Source organism: Streptomyces sp. NPDC034085 (assembly GCF_055575555.1).
This window is the reverse complement of the sequence record NZ_JBVISL010000016.1, coordinates 62,764-78,962: the sequence shown is the minus strand read 5'-3', so window position 1 is coordinate 78,962 and position 16,199 is coordinate 62,764. Positions and strand designations below refer to the sequence as shown.

The following is a 16,199-nucleotide window of genomic DNA, read 5'->3' as shown; positions in this document are numbered from 1 at the left end:
GCCAACGCCCGGGTACGGGCGGTCGGACGTCAGCGGAGGAGTCTACGGGTGGCCGCTGCTGCGGCCGAATGGATCACTCCTCGTCGAGGCCCTCGGCCTGGCGGCGTTCGCGCAGTTCCGTGATCGCCTGGCGCCTGGCGAGGCGGTGGGTGCGGCGGATCTGGGCCTCCTGGTAGCGGCGCTCGTCCTGCTCCGTCTCCGGGATCACCGGCGGGACCTGGCGGGGCTTGCCGTCGGAGTCCACCGCCGTGAAGACGAGGTAGGCGCTGCCGACCTGGGTGGCGGGGGTGGACTCGTTCCAGCGCTCCGCGAGGACCCGTACGCCGATCTCCATCGAGGAGCGGCCCGTCCAGTTGACCTGCGCCCGGACGTGGACCAGGTCGCCGACGCGGACCGGGGCGAGGAAGGCCATCTCGTCCATGGAGGCGGTGACGGCCGGACCGCCGGAGTGGCGCCCGGCGACGGCGCCGGCGGCGTCGTCCACCAGCTTCATGATCACGCCGCCGTGCACGGTGCCGAGGAGGTTGGTGTCGTTGGCGGTCATGATGTGGCTGAGGGTGGTCCGGGACGCCGAGATCGGCTTGCCCTCCGGCGCGTCCGCTGCCTCCGGTATCTGTGTCATACAGCCACCTTAAGTGGGCCGGGGAGGCATCAGCTCTGCAACAGCCACGGTACGAAGACCCGACCGGGGTGTCGTGTGACACTCCCGGCCAGGCATCCTTGTCCGCATGAGCGACTGGGACGGGTGGAACGGCGAGCGCGACGCACGCGGCCGCCGCGATGACGGGTACGGGCGCGGCAGCGGGCAGCCGCAGCCGGACGGGGCGCAGCGGATGCGCCACGTCCAGCGGCAGCCCCAGCAGCGGCAGCCCCAGCGGCCGGCCCGGCCGCCGGTCCCGCCGCAGTCCCCGCCGCCGGGCGCCCGCCCGGGGTACGGGGTGCCGCCGCAGCAGGCACAGGGCCCCGACGCCGCGTACGACAGCGGCTACAACACCGGCCAGGTCTACGGCCGGCCCGCCGGACCGGGCGGCCCCAGCGGCCCCGGCGGCCCCGGCGGCCCCGGCGGCCCCGGCGGCCCCGGCGGCCCCGGCGGCCCCGGGCAGCGTCCGCCGGCCGGGCCCGGCCGGCCGCAGGGCCCCGCGCCCGACTGGCGCAGGCGGATCAAGGTCGGCTCGATCGCGGTGGTCTCCGTCCTGCTCGTCACCGGTATCGGCACTTACTTCTGGGCCGACTCCCAGGTCCGCCGCGAGGTCGACCTGTCGAAGGTCGTCGAGCGCCCGAAGGAAGGCGACTGCACGACCTACCTGATCGTGGGCTCCGACAGCCGCGAGGGGATGTCCGACGAGGAGAAGAAGAAGCTCCACACGGGCTCCGCCGACGGCAAGCGCACCGACTCGATGATGATCCTGGCGAAGTGCTCCAGCGGGAACACCATGATCTCCCTGCCCCGCGACTCGGACGTGGAGATCCCCTCCTTCGTCGGCTCCCAGTCGGGCAAGAAGTTCCCCGCCCAGGGGCGCCGGGTCAAGCTCAACGCCGCGTACGCCGAGGACGGGCCGGAGCTGCTGGTGCGCACGGTGGAGTTCAACACCGGCCTGCGCATCGACCACTACGCCGAGATCGGCTTCGCCGGCTTCGCGAACATCGTGGACGCCCTCGGCGGGGTCGAGCTCGACATCGAACAGGCCTTCAAGGACGAGAAGTCGGGCGCCGACTTCAAGGCGGGCCGCCAGACCCTCAACGGCGAACAGTCGCTGGCCTTCGTACGGACCCGGTACGCGTTCGCGGAGTCGGACCTGCAACGGACGAAGAACCAGCAGAAGTTCCTCGGCGCGCTCGCGAGCCAGGCCGCCACCCCGGGCACCGTCCTGAACCCCTTCTCCCTGTACCCGGTGATGGGCGCCGGCCTGGACACGCTGATCGTGGACAAGGACATGGGGCTGTGGGACATGGGGGAGATGTTCTTCGCGATGAAGGGCATCAACGGCGGCGACGGCGTCTCGATGAACATGCCCATCTCCGGGCAGAGGGGCGGCAATCTCGTCTGGGACAAGGCCAAGGTGCAGCAGTTGGTCAAGCAGATCCAGAAGGACGAGAAGGTCACCGTCAAGGGACAGTGATCCGGCCGCTGAACGGGTGAGGACCCGGCGTCCGCTCCGTCGGAGCCTGTGGACAGTGCGATGGTTTTCTCGTAAGACTGTTGCGGCCCAGACGCCGGGAGGAGAACGCGGATGGGCCCGTGTTCCGGCGCGGCCGTAAAGAATTCGGGCACGCGTCCGTCTGCCCGTGGAGCGTCCATGTCCCTGCATCCGTCCCCGCGCGTCCTCGAAGAGCGGCGGGAGGACGGCGACCGTTCCCTTGCCCTGCGCCCCCTGCCCGGACGGCCGCCGGTCCCGCCGGGTGCCGCGCGGCCCCGGCTGCGCGTCCTGGACGGGCTGCGGATCCTCGCGGCGGTGCTGGTCCTGGTGCACCACTACACCCGTCAGGAACTGTGGGGGCGCGACGCCTTCGGGTGGCTGACCGTGGTGGGCCGGTACAGCTGGACGGGCGTGGAGCTGTTCTTCATGATCAGCGGCTTCGTCATCTGCATGTCGGCCTGGGGGCGGCCGCTCGGCAGCTACCTGCGCAGCCGGATCATCCGGCTGGGGCCCGCGTACTGGTTCTGCGTCCTGGCCACCATGGGGGTGCTGCTGGCCGTCGGGAAGCCCTTCGGCGGCGCCGGGCCCGGGCTGAGCCAGATCCTGACGAACCTGACGATGGTGCAGACACCGCTGGGCAGCGCCCCGCTGGACATGTCGTACTGGACGCTGTGGTCCGAGGTCCGCTTCTACCTGATCTTCGCCGTGGTGGCGTGGACGGGTCTGACGTACCGCAAGGTGATGAACTTCTGCTGGGTGTGGACGGTCGCCTCGCTGCTCGCCCCCGGTTCCGGGCTGCCGGTGCTGGACGTGCTGGCGAACCCCACCTATTCCCCGCTGTTCGTCTCCGGCATCTGCTTCTACCTGATCCGCCGCGAGGGGGCGCGCGCGGGCGAGCCGTGGGCGCTGCTGGTGTTCTCGTGGCTGCTGATGCAGCGGTGGCTGAACGACATCGTCCATTGGAACACCGTCAAGGGCGACCGGCTGTCCTGGGAGATGTGCCTGCTGGTGATCACCCTTTGCTACGTGGTGATGGCCGCCGTGGCCCTGGGGTGGCTGGACCGGATCGACTGGCGCTGGCTGTCGGTCGCCGGGGCCATGTCGTACCCGCTGTACCTGCTGCACCAGCAGATCGGGGTGACCCTGCTGAAGCAGTGGAGCCGGGACGTCGAGCCGTGGACGCTGCTGCTGTCGGCGATGGCGGTGATGCTGCTGGCGTCGTGGCTGGTCCAGCGGTTCGTGGAGCGGCCGGCGGCGGGCCGGCTGAAGCGCTTCCTGGAGGCCCGTCCGGCGCCGCGGTCCGTGCGGAACACCGCCGCGTAGCGGAAGGGGCACCCCCGAGGGGGTGCCCCTTCCGCCGTTCCGTGACGACTACTTGCCGGCGCGGGCGCGCAGCTTCCACGGCATCGCGATGGACTCCAGCTGGACGGCCAGGTTCATCTTCGACTCGCCGACGGTGCGGTCCTCGAAGTGGATCGGGACCTCCATCACCGGGAAGCCGCGGCGCAGGGCCTTGTACTTCATCTCCACCTGGAAGCTGTAGCCGGCGCTGCCGATCGAGGCGAGGTCGATCGCCTTCAGCGCGGCGGCGCTCCACAGGTTGAAGCCGCCGGTGATGTCGCGGACGCGGGTGCCCAGGATGGTGCTGGCGTACGCGTTGGCCCAGCGGGAGAGCAGCTTGCGGTGCGCGCCCCAGGCGTCGGAGAGGGTGCCGCCGGGCACGTAGCGGGAGCCGACGACGAGGCCGGCGCCGGTGGAGCGGGCGACGCCCAGCATCTCGGCGATCTTGCCGGCGGGGTGGGAGCCGTCGGCGTCCATCTGGAGCACGTACTCGGCGCCGTCCTCGACGGCCTGGGCCATGCCGGCCGCGTAGGCGCGGCCGAGGCCGTCCTTGGCGGTGCGGTGCAGGACGGACATGCGGGGCTTGCCGTCCTCGGTGACGAAGCCCTCGGCGAGCTCGTCGGCGATCTTGCCGGTGCCGTCGGGCGAGGAGTCGTCGACGACCAGCAGGCGCAGGCCCGGCTGGTCGAGACCCATGAGCAGCTCCACCATGCCCGGCAGGTTGCCCGCCTCGTTGTAGGTGGGCATGACCACGGTGAGCGGCGTGTCCGCCCAGGTGTCGGGGAGCTTGGTGGTCGCGACGTCGGTCGCACGGGGAGTCTGCTGCTCGCCTATCACAGGTTGTGCCTCACTGAAGTTGGTCACCGGTCGGAGGAGAAACGGACGGCGGCGTCCGGCAGTTCAGCCTCGCACCACACCCGCACCCCTGCGCGAAGTTCGTTGTCAGCCCCCACGACGGCACCGTCACCGATGACCGCGCCCGTCACCACGGTGCGCGTCCCCACCGAGGCGCCGGCGCCGATGAGGCTGGAGCTCACCACCGTGTCCGCGCCGAGGATCGCACCGTCCAGCACGATGGAGCCCTGGACGACAGCGCCCGATTCGATCCGGGCGCCGGCACCGACAACGGTACCGCCCGAGAGCTTGGCGCCGTCCGCCACCTGGGCACCGGGGAGGACGAGGGCCTCACCGCGCGGGCCGGGGACGGCCGGGGAGGCGACGATGCCGCGTACGAGGTCGGCGGAGGCCTGTACGAAGGACTCGGGCTTGCCGAGGTCCAGCCAGTAGGTGTCCTCGGTGACGCCGTGCAGCTTGGCGCCGGAGGCGAGCAGGCCGGGGAAGGTCTCGCGCTCGACGGATACCGGCCGGCCGGCCGGGATGGAGTCGATCACGCTGCGGCGGAAGACGTAGCAGCCGGCGTTGATCTGGTCGGTGATGATCTCCTCGGGGGTCTGGGGCTTCTCGGTGAAGGCCAGCACCCGCCCCTCGGAGTCGGTGGGGACCAGGCCGAAGGCGCGCGGGTCCTCGACCCGCACGAGGTGCAGGGAGACGTCGGCGTCGGCCGCCTGGTGGGACTCGACCAGGCCGGCGATGTCCAGGCCGGTGAGGATGTCGCCGTTGAACACGAGGACCGGGGAGTCCGGACCGCCCGTCAGGCGCTCGGCGGCGTTGCGGATGGCGCCGCCCGTGCCCAGCGGTTCGTCCTCGACGACGTACTCGAGGGTGATGCCGAAGTCGGATCCGTCGCCGAAGTAGGGCTCGAAGACCTCGGCGAGGTAGCAGGTGGCCATCACGATGTGCGTGACACCGGCGGCGGCGGCCCTGGCTATCTGGTGGGCGAGGAACGGGACGCCCGCTGCCGGAACCATCGGCTTGGGGGTGTTCACCGTCACGGGGCGCAGTCGCGTCCCCTGCCCGCCGACCAGCAGGATCGCTTCCGTCATTTTGTTCTCTCCCCAACCGGTTCAGGCGTACGAAGCTTCAAAGTTAGCCCATGCCGCGCAGTGCAAAGCCCGGAGGCGGCCCGCCCGGCTCCCCTGCGGCAACGTTCCGGTTACGGCGCCCGCCCCGCCCCGCGGGCGCGCGGGGCCGCGCCCGTCCCCTTTATATGCAGGGCGTCCGCGGCGCGCCGCCGAAACCCCCTGCTCAGCAACGGACCTTCCCGCACCGCCTCCACCGCCGCGCCCGTCGCCGCGCGGCACGGCGGCGCCCGTCCCCCGCCCCGGGAGCACCGGCCCCGCCGGGCGGCCGCCCGGCGGCAGGACCCGCCCGCTGGATCGGAATCGTTACAAAGGAACGCTCCGTAATCCCCGGTGGCGGGCGGCGGGCGGCCGGCGACGGGTACGCGGCAGGCCCCCGGCGCGTGCCGGGGGCCTGCCGGGGAACGGCGTGTCAGGCCGGGGGTTACGGCAGGTTGCGGGCCATGACGATCCGCTGGACCTGGTTCGTGCCTTCGTAGATCTGGGTGATCTTGGCGTCGCGCATCATGCGCTCGACCGGGTAGTCGCGGGTGTAGCCGTAGCCGCCGAGGAGCTGGACGGCGTCCGTGGTGACCTCCATCGCGACGTCGGAGGCGAAGCACTTGGCGGCGGCGCCGAAGAAGGTGAGGTCGGCGTCGACGCGTTCCGACTTGGCGGCGGCCGCGTAGGTCAGCTGGCGGGCGGCCTCGATCTTCATGGCCATGTCCGCGAGCATGAACTGGACGCCCTGGAAGTCGCCGATCGGCTTGCCGAACTGCTTGCGCTCCTGGACGTAGCCCTTGGCGTAGTCCAGGGCGCCCTGGGCGATGCCGAGGGCCTGGGCGGCGATGGTGATGCGGGTGTGGTCGAGGGTCTTCATCGCGGTGGCGAATCCGGTGCCCTCGGCGCCGATCATGCGGTCGGCCGGGATGCGGACGTTGTCGAGGTAGACCTCGCGCGTCGGGGAGCCCTTGATGCCGAGCTTCTTCTCGGGGGCGCCGAAGGAGACGCCCTCGTCGGTCTTCTCGACCACGAACGCGGAGATGCCCTTGGAGCGCTTCTCCGGGTCGGTGACGGCCATGACCGTGTAGTAGTCGGAGACGCCCGCGTTGGTGATCCAGCGCTTGACGCCGTTGAGCACCCAGAAGTCGCCGTCGCGCACCGCGCGGGTCTTCATGCCGGCCGCGTCGGAGCCGGCGTCCGGCTCGGAGAGGCAGTACGAGAACATCGCGTCGCCCTTGGCCAGCGGGCCGAGGTACTTCGCCTTGAGCTCCTCCGAGCCGGAAAGGATCACCGGGAGGGAGCCGAGCTTGTTGACCGCCGGGATGAGGGAGGAGGAGGCGCAGACGCGGGCCACCTCCTCGATCACGATGACGGTGGCGAGGGCGTCGGCGCCGGCGCCGCCGTAGGTCTCGGGCACGTGGACGGCGTGCAGGTCGTTGGCGACCAGGGCGTCGAGGGCCTCCTGCGGGAAGCGGGCCTCCTCGTCGACCGCGGCCGCGAACGGGAGGATCTTCGCCTCGCAGAGCGCGCGGACCGACTCGCGGAGCATGTCGTGCTCCTCGGCCGGGCGGTACAGGTCGAAGTCGGCAGAACCCGCCAAGATCTCTCACTCCCCAGGGTGCGGCGCCGGGTGGGGCGCCGACAGCTGTGTGTCGCCGCCGTGCACTCGGCGCCGGATGCTAACTACCGTTAAGTAACCCAAAGTCTAGTTCCCGGCGTCCGCGCAGCGATATGCGGCGCGTACGTGAGCTGCGTGACAGCCGGACCCTCGGTGGAACGTCCCCGCGGACCGGCGCGACTATGCTCGGGGACCGCAAACGGCCCCGCACCTCTGGAGCATCGATGGCCCTCCTGAAGATCACCGTGATCGGTACCGGCTACCTGGGCGCCACCCACGCCGCTGCCATGGCGGAGCTCGGCTTCGAGGTGCTGGGGCTGGACGTGGTGCCGGAGAAGATCGAGATGCTGGCGGCCGGCCGGGTCCCCATGTACGAGCCGGGGCTGGAGGAACTGCTCGCCAAGCACGTGGCGGGGCTGCCCGGGTCCACCGGGCGGCTGCGGTTCACGCAGTCGTGGGAGGAGGTCGGGGAGTTCGGCGACGTGCACTTCGTGTGCGTGAACACCCCGCAGCGGCACGGTGAGTACGCCTGCGACATGTCGTACGTGGACTCCGCCGTGGAGTCGCTGGCCCCGCACCTGACCCGGCCCGCCCTGGTGGTCGGCAAGTCGACGGTGCCGGTGGGCTCGGCCGAGCGGCTCGCGGCGAAGCTGGCGGCGCTGGCTCCGGCGGGCGCGGACGTGGAGCTGGCGTGGAACCCGGAGTTCCTGCGCGAGGGCTTCGCCGTGCAGGACACCCTGCACCCGGACCGGATCGTCATCGGCGTCCGGGGCGAGCGCGCCGAGAAGCTGCTGCGGGAGGTGTACGAGACCCCGATGTCGGAGGGCACCCCGCTGGTGGTGACCGACTTCCCGACGGCCGAGCTGGTCAAGACGGCCGCCAACTCCTTCCTGGCGACGAAGATCTCGTTCATCAACGCCATGGCGGAGGTCTGCGAGGCCGCCGGCGGTGACGTGGTCAAGCTGGCAGAGGCCATCGGCTACGACGAGCGGATCGGCGCCAAGTTCCTGCGCGCCGGGATCGGCTTCGGCGGCGGCTGCCTGCCCAAGGACATCCGCGCCTTCATGGCGCGCGCCGGCGAGCTCGGCGCCGACCAGGCGCTGACCTTCCTGCGGGAGGTCGACTCCATCAACATGCGCCGGCGCGGCCACATGGTCGAGCTGGCCCGGGAGGCGGTCGGCGGCTCCTTCCTCGGCAAGCGGGTCGCCGTCCTCGGCGCCACCTTCAAGCCGGACTCGGACGACGTGCGCGACTCCCCCGCGCTGAACGTGGCCGGGCAGATCCACCTCCAGGGCGGCCAGGTCACCGTCTACGACCCCAAGGGCATGGACAACGCCCGCCGTATCTTCCCGACGCTCGGCTACGCCGACTCGGCGCTGGCGGCGGCGCGTGGCGCCGAGGTCGTCCTGCACCTCACCGAATGGCGCGAGTTCCGCGACCTCGACCCGGCCGAGCTCGGCGAGGTCGTCACCGACCGCCTCGTCCTCGACGGCCGCAACGCCCTCGACCCGCTGCGCTGGCGCGCGGCCGGCTGGACGTACCGGGCCATGGGGCGGCCGCAGGCGTAGGGGAAATCGCGGGCCCGGCCGGGCCGCGGCGGCGTACACCCCTACCCCTTTTTGATGGGTCTCAGTCAAAGAAGGGGAAAAAACGAATAGGTAGACTTCGCGCCGATGACCACGACCAGCAGCCCTCCGACCAACCCCACCGCATCTGCGACGGCGGCGCCCGCCACGCGTGACCGGCGGGGATCCTTCGAAGCAGCCATGCGAGGACGCGGAGCCCTGCTGGGTATCGCGGGCTTCTGGCTGGCCAGTCGGGCCGCGATGCTCTGGATGCTCGTCAACGACTTCTACAGCTCGAACGTCGTCCGAGTAGAGATCACCGCGACCTACCACAACTGGTACGACGTCCTCGTCACGTGGACGATGCCGCACAACGACATCATGTGGCAGTACCCCCCGGCAGCCGCGGCGATCTTCCTCTCGCCCGACCTGCTCCCCTTCCTCACCTACTTCCAGGCCTTCGTCGCGCTGACCGTCCTCTGCGACGGCGTGCTCCTCGTCGGCCTGATACGGGCCGCCCGCCGCAACGACGGCAGCATGGGCGGCGCCGTGCTGTGGCTCGTCACGCTGCCGATGCTGATGGCGACCCCCTTCGCGCGCTACGACATCCAGGTCACCCTGCTCGCCGTCGCCTCGCTGCTGTGCCTGCGCTACCGCCCCCGCCTCGGCGGCGTGATCGCCGGCGTCGGCGCCATGGTCAAGGTGTGGCCGCTGCTCACCCTGCTCGGCACCCCGCGCGGCAAGTCCACGCGGGACGCCTTCGTCGCGGCGGCGCTGTCCTGCGCCGCGCTGCTCGCCGTCTTCGCGGCGCTGTTCCGCGACACGCTCGGCTTCCTCGGGAACCAGGGCGACCGCGGCGTCCAGGTCGAGTCCCTCGGCGGGTCGGCCCTGATGGCGGCCCGCCTCGTCGGCCTGTGGCCCGGCAAGATCAACTTCCAGTACGGCGCCTTCGAGTACGTCGGCCCGTACGTGTCGAGCATCGCGCGGGCCTCGCTCGGCCTGACCGTCATCGGTTTCCTGCTGCTCCTGCTGTGGCGGGTCAAGGCCAACCGCTGGTCGAACGCGACGCCCTTCGACGCCGCGCTCTGCGCCATCATGGTCTTCACCGTCACCAGCCGGGTCATCAGCCCGCAGTACATGATCTGGCTGCTCGGCCTCGCGGCCGTCTGCCTCACCTCGCGGCACACCACCCAGCGTCCCGTCGCCTGGCTGCTGGTGGCCGCCACCGTCCTGACCACGCTGGTCTTCCCGGTCTGGTACGGCTCCGACATCCTCACCAACACCACGCTCGGCACGGTCCTGCTGTGCGCGCGCAACGGCCTCCTGCTGTACGCCACGGTGTGGTCCGGGATCCGGCTGTGGAAGGCGACCGTCCTGCCGAAGCGGGCCCTGGCCGCCCGCTGACGCGTACGCCGCTGTGGCGCCTCGGCGCTACGGCGTCCTGCGGTGCTGTGCGGCGCGTGCGGTGAACTCCGCGTCGCGCAGCACCCGCAGGGCGTTGCCCCAGGTCAGCAGGGCGAGGTCGGTCTGCGACCAGCCCCGCTCCAACAGCTCCGCGATCAGGAGCGGATAGCCCGAGGCGTCCGCCAGGCCCGCCGGCCGGGGCGCTCCCCGTTCGGTGCCGAAGCCGGCGCCGATGCCGACGCCCTCCGGGCCGGCGATGGCCCGGACGTGCTCCAGGTGGTCGGCCACCGCGTGCAGGGAGTCCCCCGTCCGCGCGGCGTCGAAGGTGACCATCGCCAGTCCGTTCGCCGCCCGCAGCGCGAGCAGCACCTCGTCGGTGACGTTCCCCGGGTGCGGGTTGAGCGCGGCGGCCCCCGTGTTCGAGACGATCACCGGTGCCTTGGAGGCCGCCGCGAGCTGGCAGGCCGCGGCCGGCGGGCAGCCCGTCAGGTCCAGCAGCATCGCCAGCCGGTTCACCTCCTTGACCACCTCGTGGCCGAAGGCCGTCAGCCCCTCCTCGGCCCAGGGCGCGCCCGCGGGCGCGATGATGCGGACGCCCAGTGCGTGGAAGGCCCGCAGCGCGCCGAGGGAATCGGTGAGGGCGCTGCCCGGCACGGGGCCCAGGAACGAGGCGATCTGGCCCCGGTTGCGGGCGTCGACCATGTCGTCGGCGCTCAGCGCGAGGTGCAGGCTGTCGGAGTAGCGCCGCATCAGTGCCTGGGCGACGTCGATCTGTTCGAGGGTGTCGGAGACCACCTGGCCGGGGGCGACGCCGGACGCGGCCCCGCCCGGCCGCCCCGAGGGCACAAGCAGCGTCCAGAACTGAGCGCCCACTCCCCCGGCGCGCAGCCGGGGGATGTCGGTGTCGACGCACCCGTCCGGGGTGTCGATGTCGTGGTACGGGCTCTGGCGCAGGGTCCAGACGAGGGTGTTGCACCCGTCCGCGACGGGATGCTCGGCGAGCAGCTCGGCCGCCCGGTCCAGGGCGCCGCCCACGGAGGCGGGGGCTGGGACGTCTTCGGCTCCGACGCCCGGGGAGTGCGGTTCATCCTGCAGGTCGGCCATGGCGTTGGCTCCGGTCTCGGCGGCAGCAGGGAGAGATGGAGCCACCGTGACACGCCGGGCGCCGGGGCCGCCCGGCAGGTGTGGCGTTCGGGTGGCGCCCCGGCCGCCAGGCGCCCGCCGGGCGATCCCGGCCGGGCCGCGGAGGCGGAACCGCCGCCGGGGCCCGGGGGGCGTCGTCAGAGGTGGGCGTTGGACGGGCCCCGGGTCGCCGAGAGGTCCCGGGCCGCCGCCTCCGCGTCCCGCAGTACCCGTACCGCGTTCGACCAGGTGAGCTTCGCCAGGTCCGCCCGCGACCAGCCGCGCCCGATGAGCTCCGCGATCAGGTTCGGGTAGCCCGAGACGTCGTCCAGTCCGGCCGGGGTGAAGGCGGTGCCGTCGAAGTCGCCGCCGATGCCGACGTGGTCCACGCCGGCCACCTCGCGCATGTGGTCCAGGTGGTCGGCGACGGTGGCGGCGGTCGCCACCGGGCGCGGGTGCGCCGCTTCGAACGCCCGGTGCAGGGCCATCGCCTCGGGGGTGGTGTCGAGGTGGTGGAAGCCGTGCGCGCGCAGGTTCTCGTCCGCGGCGAGGGTCCACTCGACGGCCGCGGGCAGGATGAACTTGGGCACGAAGGTGGCCATCGCCACGCCGCCGTTGCCGGACAGCCGCTCCAGCACGTCGTCGGGGACGTTGCGCGGGTGGTCGCAGACCGCACGCGCCGAGGAGTGCGAGAAGATCACCGGCGCCCGCGACACGTCGAGGGCGTCGCGCATCGTCGTCGGGGCGACGTGCGAGAGGTCCACCAGCATGCCGATGCGGTTCATCTCGCGGACGACCTCGCGGCCGAAGTCCGTGAGGCCGCCGTGCCGGGGTTCGTCGGTCGCCGAGTCCGCCCAGTCGATGGTGTCGTTGTGGGTGAGCGTCATGTACCGCACGCCCAGGCGGTGCAGGGCGCGCAGGGTGGCGAGCGAGTTGTTGATGGAGTGCCCGCCCTCGGCGCCCATCAGGGAGGCGATCCGGCCGTCGGCGCGGGCCGCCTCCATGTCGTCCGCCGTCAGCGCCCGCACCAGGTCCCCCGGGTAACGGGCGATCAGCTGGCCGACGGCGTCCATCTGCTCCAGGGTGGCGCTGACCGCCTCGTCGCCGCTGTAGTCGGAGCGCACGTAGACCGACCAGAACTGCGCGCCGACCCCGCCGGCGCGCAGCCGGGGCAGGTCGGTGTGCAGGTGGTCCGACTGGTCGGCGGCGAGGTCGCGCCGGTCGAGGTCGTAGCGGACCTGCTGGCGCAGCGCCCAGGGAAGGTCGTTGTGGCCGTCGACGACCGGGTACTCGGCGAGCAGCTCCCTGGCCCGCGCCAGCAGGTCCGCCGCGCTCACTTGCCGAACCCGAAGGAGTCCGCGCCCGCGACCTTCGTACGCAGCCGCTTGCCCTTCTCGGTGGCCTGGTCGTTCAGCTCCTGCTGGAACTCGCGCATCCGGCCGAGCAGCTCCGGGTCGTGCGCGGCCAGCATCCGTACGGCCAGCAGGCCCGCGTTGCGCGCTCCGGCGACGGAGACGGTGGCGACGGGCACCCCGGCGGGCATCTGGACGATCGACAGCAGCGAGTCCATGCCGTCGAGGTACTTCAGCGGCACGGGGACGCCGATGACGGGCAGCGGGGTGACGGAGGCGAGCATCCCGGGCAGGTGGGCGGCTCCGCCCGCGCCCGCGATGATCGCCTTCAGGCCCCGCCCGGCCGCCTGCTCGCCGTACGCGACCATCTCGCGCGGCATCCGGTGCGCGGAGACGACGTCGACCTCGTAGGGGATCTCGAACTCGTCCAGCGCCTTGGCGGCGGCCTCCATGACGGGCCAGTCGGAGTCCGAGCCCATGACGATGCCTACGACGGGGGAGGTGCTCATTCGGTGATCGTTCCTCTGAGGTAGCCGGCTGCGTGACGTGCGCGCTCCAGCACATCGTCCAGGTCGTCGCCGTAGGTGTTGACGTGGCCGACCTTGCGGCCGTGTTTCACGTCCTTGCCGTACATGTGGATCTTCACCTGCGGGTCGTGGGCCATGCAGTGCAGGTACCCCGCGTACATGTCGGGGTAGTCCCCGCCGAGTACGTTCGCCATGACCGTCCAGCGGGCCCGGGGGCGCGGGTCGCCCAAGGGGAGGTCCAGGACCGCGCGGAGGTGGTTGGCGAACTGGGAGGTGACCGCACCGTCCTGGGTCCAGTGGCCGCTGTTGTGCGGGCGCATGGCCAGTTCGTTGACGAGGATGCGGCCGTCGGTGGTCTCGAACAGCTCCACGGCCAGGTGGCCGGTCACGCCGAGTTCCCCGGCGATGCGCAGGGCCAGGGCCTGGGCCTCGCCGGCGAGGGCTTCGGAGAGGTCGGGCGCGGGGGCGATCACCGTGTCGCAGACCCCGTCCACCTGGATGGACTCGACGACGGGGTAGGCCACCGCCTGGCCGTGCGGGGAGCGGACGATGTTGGCCGCGAGCTCGCGGACGTAGTCCACCTTCTCCTCGGCGAGGACGGGGACGCCCGCCTTGAAGGGGGCCGCCGCGTCCTCGGGGGTGCGGACGAACCACACCCCCTTGCCGTCGTACCCGCCGCGCACCGTCTTGAGGATGACGGGGAAACCGCCGACCTCGTCCGCGAAGGCCGCCACGTCCGCCGGATCGCTCACGATCCGGTGGCGGGGGCTGGGCGCGCCGATCTCGTCGAGCTTGGCGCGCATCACCCCCTTGTCCTGGGCGTGCACCAACGCGTCGGGCCCCGGCCGGACGGGGATGCCGTCCGACTCCAGGGCCCGGAGGTGCTCGGTGGGTACGTGCTCGTGGTCGAAGGTGACCACGTCGCAGCCGCGCGCGAAGGCGCGCAGCGTCTCCAGGTCGCGATAGTCGCCGATGACGACGTCGCTCACGACCTGGGCCGCCGAGTCCTGTGGGGTGTCACTGAGGATCTTGAATCTGATGCCGAGGGGGATACCCGCCTCGTGGGTCATGCGGGCGAGCTGTCCGCCGCCGACCATGCCGACTACCGGGAACGTCACGCCTCCAGGGTATCCGCCGGTATTCCGCCATTCGGACGGGACCCTGGCGCGGACCCGCCGGAGGGTGCCGGCGGCCTCGTGTGCCGTGCGTCGCAGGGGGTGCCGGGGCGCGGACTCCCGCCGCGGGGGACACTTAGCATGGTGGGGTTGACGAGATCGGGTGACGGCCCCGCCGCGGGGACGACGACGACGGACAGGGACTGAGCCATCACATGAGCACGCCGAACGCAATGCCGCTGTCCGAGCGCCTCCGCGGTCTGGCCCGGGAGGTCGTCAAGTTCGGAGCGGTCGGCGGGGCGGGCGTCCTCGTCAACTTCGGCGTCTTCAACCTGCTGCGGAGCACGACCGACCTGCAGACGGTGCGTGCGAACGTCATAGCCATCGTGGTGGCCATCGTCACGAACTACGTGGGCTTCCGCTACTTCACCTACCGGGACCGCGACCTCGGCAGCCGCCGCCGCGAGATGATCCTCTTCGTGCTGTTCAGCCTGATCGGCATGGTCATCGAGAGCGGTGTGCTCTACGTGGCCACGTACGGCTTCGGCCTGGACAGCTCGCTGCAGAACAACGTCTTCAAGTTCCTCGGCATGGCGGTGGCCACCGTCTTCCGGTTCTGGTCGTACCGGAGCTGGGTCTTCAAGGCGCTGCCCACGCCGGCGGCGCCCTCGCTGGTGGTCGAGCAGCGTGACGGGCACGACCTGCCCGTCACCCCCCGCACCCCGGAGCCCGCGGGCAACTGAGCGGCCTGCGGGTCAAGCGGCCTGCGGGTTATCGGACCGTCCGCTCCGGCTCCGCCGGCTCGGGGGCGGTACGGCTGAGGAACAGTGCGAACACCGGCGGCTGGCCCTGGAGGAGCTCCAGGCGGCCGCCGTCGGCTTCCGCGAGGTCCCGGGCCACGGCCAGGCCGATCCCGGTGGAGTTGCGGCCGCTGATGGTCCGCTCGAAGATCCGGTTGCCGAGATCGGGCGGGACACCGGGGCCCTCGTCGGTGACCTCCAGCACGGCCTGGTTCCCGGTGACGCGGGTGCGCAGGGCGACCGTGCCGCCGCCGTGCATCAGCGCGTTCTCCACGAGGGTCGCCAGGACCTGCGAGACCGCCCCCGGCGTGCCGACGGCCCGCATGCCGGTCTTCCCGGAGCGGACGATGGCCCGTCCGGCGCTGCGGTAGGCCGGCCGCCACTCCTCCACCTGCTGTTTGACGACCTCGTCCAGGTCGAAGGGGACCGCCGAGCCGGTCCGCGGGTCCCGCGAGTTCGTCAGCAGCCGCTGGACCACGTCCGTGAGCCGCTCCACCTGGGTGAGGGCGATGCTCGCCTCCTCGCGCACGGTCTCCAGGTCCTCGGTGACCGTGATCTCCTCCAGCCGCATCGACAGGGCGGTGAGGGGGGTGCGCAGCTGGTGCGAGGCGTCGGCGGCCAGCCGCCGCTCGGCGGTCAGCATGCGGGCGATCCGCTCCGCGCTGGAGTCCAGTACGTCGGCGACCCGGTCCAGCTCGGGGACCCCGTACCGCTTGTGCCGGGGCCGCGGGTCGCCCGACCCCAGCCGCTCGGCGGTCTCGGCGAGGTCGGTGAGCGGGGACGCCAGCCGGTTGGCCTGGCGTACGGCGAGCAGGACGGCCGCCACGACGGCCAGCAGCGCCACCGCGCCGACCACCGCCAGGGTGCGCCCGACCTCCTTGGTGACGGTGGCCCGGGACGCCTCGACGACCACGAACATGCCCTGCTCCCCGCGTGCGGTGCCGCGCAGGACGCTGTCGTCGATCCGGTCGCCGACCTCGACGGCCGGCCGGCCGGGGAGGGTGACGCGGGCGTACGTGCCGAGGTCGAGCTGCTCGGCGAGCGCGCCCGCGTCGACGGGCTTGTGCTCCAGGGCGTCCGCCTCGACGGTGCCGAGCAGCCGCAGCGCCTCGGAGCCGATCCGGTCCTGGGCGCTGCTGGTGATGGTCCGGGTCTCCACGATGACGAGGGAGACCCCGAACACGGCGATCACGACGAGCACCACGGCGAGCGTGGAGTTGATGAGGCGGCGGCGCATGCCTTAGAGGATGCCTCAG

The 16,199-nt window shown here is 71.9% G+C and carries 14 protein-coding genes; 5 read left to right on the top strand and 9 right to left on the bottom strand.

Annotated features, from left to right (window positions below):
* Nucleotides 1–73: 73 nt before the first annotated feature.
* Nucleotides 74–622 carry an acyl-CoA thioesterase gene (locus ACZ501_RS33540; RefSeq protein ID WP_361598248.1) on the bottom strand — a complete coding sequence of 183 codons (549 nt, stop codon included), beginning with the start codon at nucleotides 620–622 and terminating at the stop codon, nucleotides 74–76.
* A 106-nt stretch (nucleotides 623–728) separates the two neighbouring features.
* Between ACZ501_RS33540 and ACZ501_RS33535 the strand changes: the two genes are divergently transcribed.
* Together ACZ501_RS33535 and ACZ501_RS33530 are read left to right on the top strand one after the other, a co-directional pair.
* Nucleotides 729–2,120: an LCP family protein gene (locus ACZ501_RS33535; protein ID WP_468800342.1), complete on the top strand. Its 1,392-nt coding sequence runs from the start codon at nucleotides 729–731 to the stop codon at nucleotides 2,118–2,120.
* Nucleotides 2,121–2,297: 177 nt separating this feature from the next.
* Entirely contained in the window at nucleotides 2,298–3,461 is a 1,164-nt protein-coding gene (locus ACZ501_RS33530; RefSeq protein ID WP_468800340.1) for an acyltransferase family protein, read from the top strand.
* A gap of 48 nt (nucleotides 3,462–3,509) precedes the next feature.
* Here the strand turns inward: ACZ501_RS33530 and ACZ501_RS33525 are convergent, their stop codons facing one another.
* The 3 genes from ACZ501_RS33525 to ACZ501_RS33515 all read right to left on the bottom strand — a co-directional run bounded on the left by ACZ501_RS33525 (nucleotide 3,510) and on the right by ACZ501_RS33515 (nucleotide 7,040).
* Complete coding sequence (locus ACZ501_RS33525) at nucleotides 3,510–4,226, bottom strand: polyprenol monophosphomannose synthase (RefSeq protein ID WP_361598304.1); 717 nt, start codon at nucleotides 4,224–4,226, stop codon at nucleotides 3,510–3,512.
* 113 nt (nucleotides 4,227–4,339) lie between these two features.
* A complete protein-coding gene (gene manB / locus ACZ501_RS33520) occupies nucleotides 4,340–5,422 on the bottom strand; it encodes a mannose-1-phosphate guanylyltransferase (RefSeq protein WP_362459159.1) in 1,083 nt (360 codons plus the stop codon).
* A 460-nt stretch (nucleotides 5,423–5,882) separates the two neighbouring features.
* The gene (locus ACZ501_RS33515; RefSeq protein WP_361598260.1) at nucleotides 5,883–7,040 is read right to left on the bottom strand and encodes an acyl-CoA dehydrogenase family protein; all 1,158 of its coding nucleotides are present in this window, start codon (nucleotides 7,038–7,040) and stop codon (nucleotides 5,883–5,885) included.
* A gap of 242 nt (nucleotides 7,041–7,282) precedes the next feature.
* Between ACZ501_RS33515 and ACZ501_RS33510 the strand changes: the two genes are divergently transcribed.
* Together ACZ501_RS33510 and ACZ501_RS33505 are read left to right on the top strand one after the other, a co-directional pair.
* Nucleotides 7,283–8,626 carry a UDP-glucose dehydrogenase family protein gene (locus ACZ501_RS33510; protein ID WP_361598263.1) on the top strand — a complete coding sequence of 448 codons (1,344 nt, stop codon included), beginning with the start codon at nucleotides 7,283–7,285 and terminating at the stop codon, nucleotides 8,624–8,626.
* Nucleotides 8,627–8,731: 105 nt separating this feature from the next.
* Nucleotides 8,732–10,027, top strand: coding sequence for a glycosyltransferase 87 family protein (locus ACZ501_RS33505; protein ID WP_468800338.1), 1,296 nt, complete (start codon nucleotides 8,732–8,734; stop codon nucleotides 10,025–10,027).
* 27 nt (nucleotides 10,028–10,054) lie between these two features.
* On the opposite strand, the gene ACZ501_RS33500 is transcribed toward ACZ501_RS33505, so the two are convergent.
* From ACZ501_RS33500 to ACZ501_RS33485, 4 genes are all read right to left on the bottom strand, one after another.
* Entirely contained in the window at nucleotides 10,055–11,131 is a 1,077-nt protein-coding gene (locus tag ACZ501_RS33500; protein ID WP_468800336.1) for a membrane dipeptidase, read from the bottom strand.
* A 176-nt stretch (nucleotides 11,132–11,307) separates the two neighbouring features.
* Entirely contained in the window at nucleotides 11,308–12,486 is a 1,179-nt protein-coding gene (locus ACZ501_RS33495; RefSeq protein ID WP_361598272.1) for a dipeptidase, read from the bottom strand.
* Nucleotides 12,483–13,010, bottom strand: coding sequence for a 5-(carboxyamino)imidazole ribonucleotide mutase (gene purE / locus ACZ501_RS33490; RefSeq protein ID WP_361598275.1), 528 nt, complete (start codon nucleotides 13,008–13,010; stop codon nucleotides 12,483–12,485). The genes ACZ501_RS33495 and purE overlap by 4 nt, the downstream gene beginning before the upstream one ends.
* The gene (locus tag ACZ501_RS33485; RefSeq protein ID WP_361598278.1) at nucleotides 13,007–14,146 is read right to left on the bottom strand and encodes a 5-(carboxyamino)imidazole ribonucleotide synthase; all 1,140 of its coding nucleotides are present in this window, start codon (nucleotides 14,144–14,146) and stop codon (nucleotides 13,007–13,009) included. Before ACZ501_RS33485 ends, purE begins: the two co-directional genes overlap by 4 nt.
* A gap of 212 nt (nucleotides 14,147–14,358) precedes the next feature.
* Between ACZ501_RS33485 and ACZ501_RS33480 the strand changes: the two genes are divergently transcribed.
* Nucleotides 14,359–14,886: a GtrA family protein gene (locus ACZ501_RS33480; protein WP_361598281.1), complete on the top strand. Its 528-nt coding sequence runs from the start codon at nucleotides 14,359–14,361 to the stop codon at nucleotides 14,884–14,886.
* 28 nt (nucleotides 14,887–14,914) lie between these two features.
* On the opposite strand, the gene ACZ501_RS33475 is transcribed toward ACZ501_RS33480, so the two are convergent.
* The gene (locus ACZ501_RS33475) at nucleotides 14,915–16,180 is read right to left on the bottom strand and encodes an ATP-binding protein (protein WP_362459171.1); all 1,266 of its coding nucleotides are present in this window, start codon (nucleotides 16,178–16,180) and stop codon (nucleotides 14,915–14,917) included.
* Between the last annotated feature and the right edge of the window lie 19 nt (nucleotides 16,181–16,199).

Bases quoted from the DNA above. Each gene is read 5' to 3' on its own strand.
- ACZ501_RS33540 (WP_361598248.1), bottom strand. From the start codon at position 622: ATGACACAGATACCGGAGGCAGCGGACGCGCCGGAGGGCAAGCCGATC.
- ACZ501_RS33535 (WP_468800342.1), top strand. From the start codon at position 729: ATGAGCGACTGGGACGGGTGGAACGGCGAGCGCGACGCACGCGGCCGC.
- ACZ501_RS33530 (WP_468800340.1), top strand. From the start codon at position 2,298: ATGTCCCTGCATCCGTCCCCGCGCGTCCTCGAAGAGCGGCGGGAGGAC.
- ACZ501_RS33525 (WP_361598304.1), bottom strand. From the start codon at position 4,226: ATGCCCACCTACAACGAGGCGGGCAACCTGCCGGGCATGGTGGAGCTG.
- manB (WP_362459159.1), bottom strand. From the start codon at position 5,422: ATGACGGAAGCGATCCTGCTGGTCGGCGGGCAGGGGACGCGACTGCGC.
- ACZ501_RS33510 (WP_361598263.1), top strand. From the start codon at position 7,283: ATGGCCCTCCTGAAGATCACCGTGATCGGTACCGGCTACCTGGGCGCC.
- ACZ501_RS33505 (WP_468800338.1), top strand. From the start codon at position 8,732: ATGACCACGACCAGCAGCCCTCCGACCAACCCCACCGCATCTGCGACG.
- ACZ501_RS33500 (WP_468800336.1), bottom strand. From the start codon at position 11,131: ATGGCCGACCTGCAGGATGAACCGCACTCCCCGGGCGTCGGAGCCGAA.
- purE (WP_361598275.1), bottom strand. From the start codon at position 13,010: ATGAGCACCTCCCCCGTCGTAGGCATCGTCATGGGCTCGGACTCCGAC.
- ACZ501_RS33480 (WP_361598281.1), top strand. From the start codon at position 14,359: ATGAGCACGCCGAACGCAATGCCGCTGTCCGAGCGCCTCCGCGGTCTG.
- ACZ501_RS33475 (WP_362459171.1), bottom strand. From the start codon at position 16,180: ATGCGCCGCCGCCTCATCAACTCCACGCTCGCCGTGGTGCTCGTCGTG.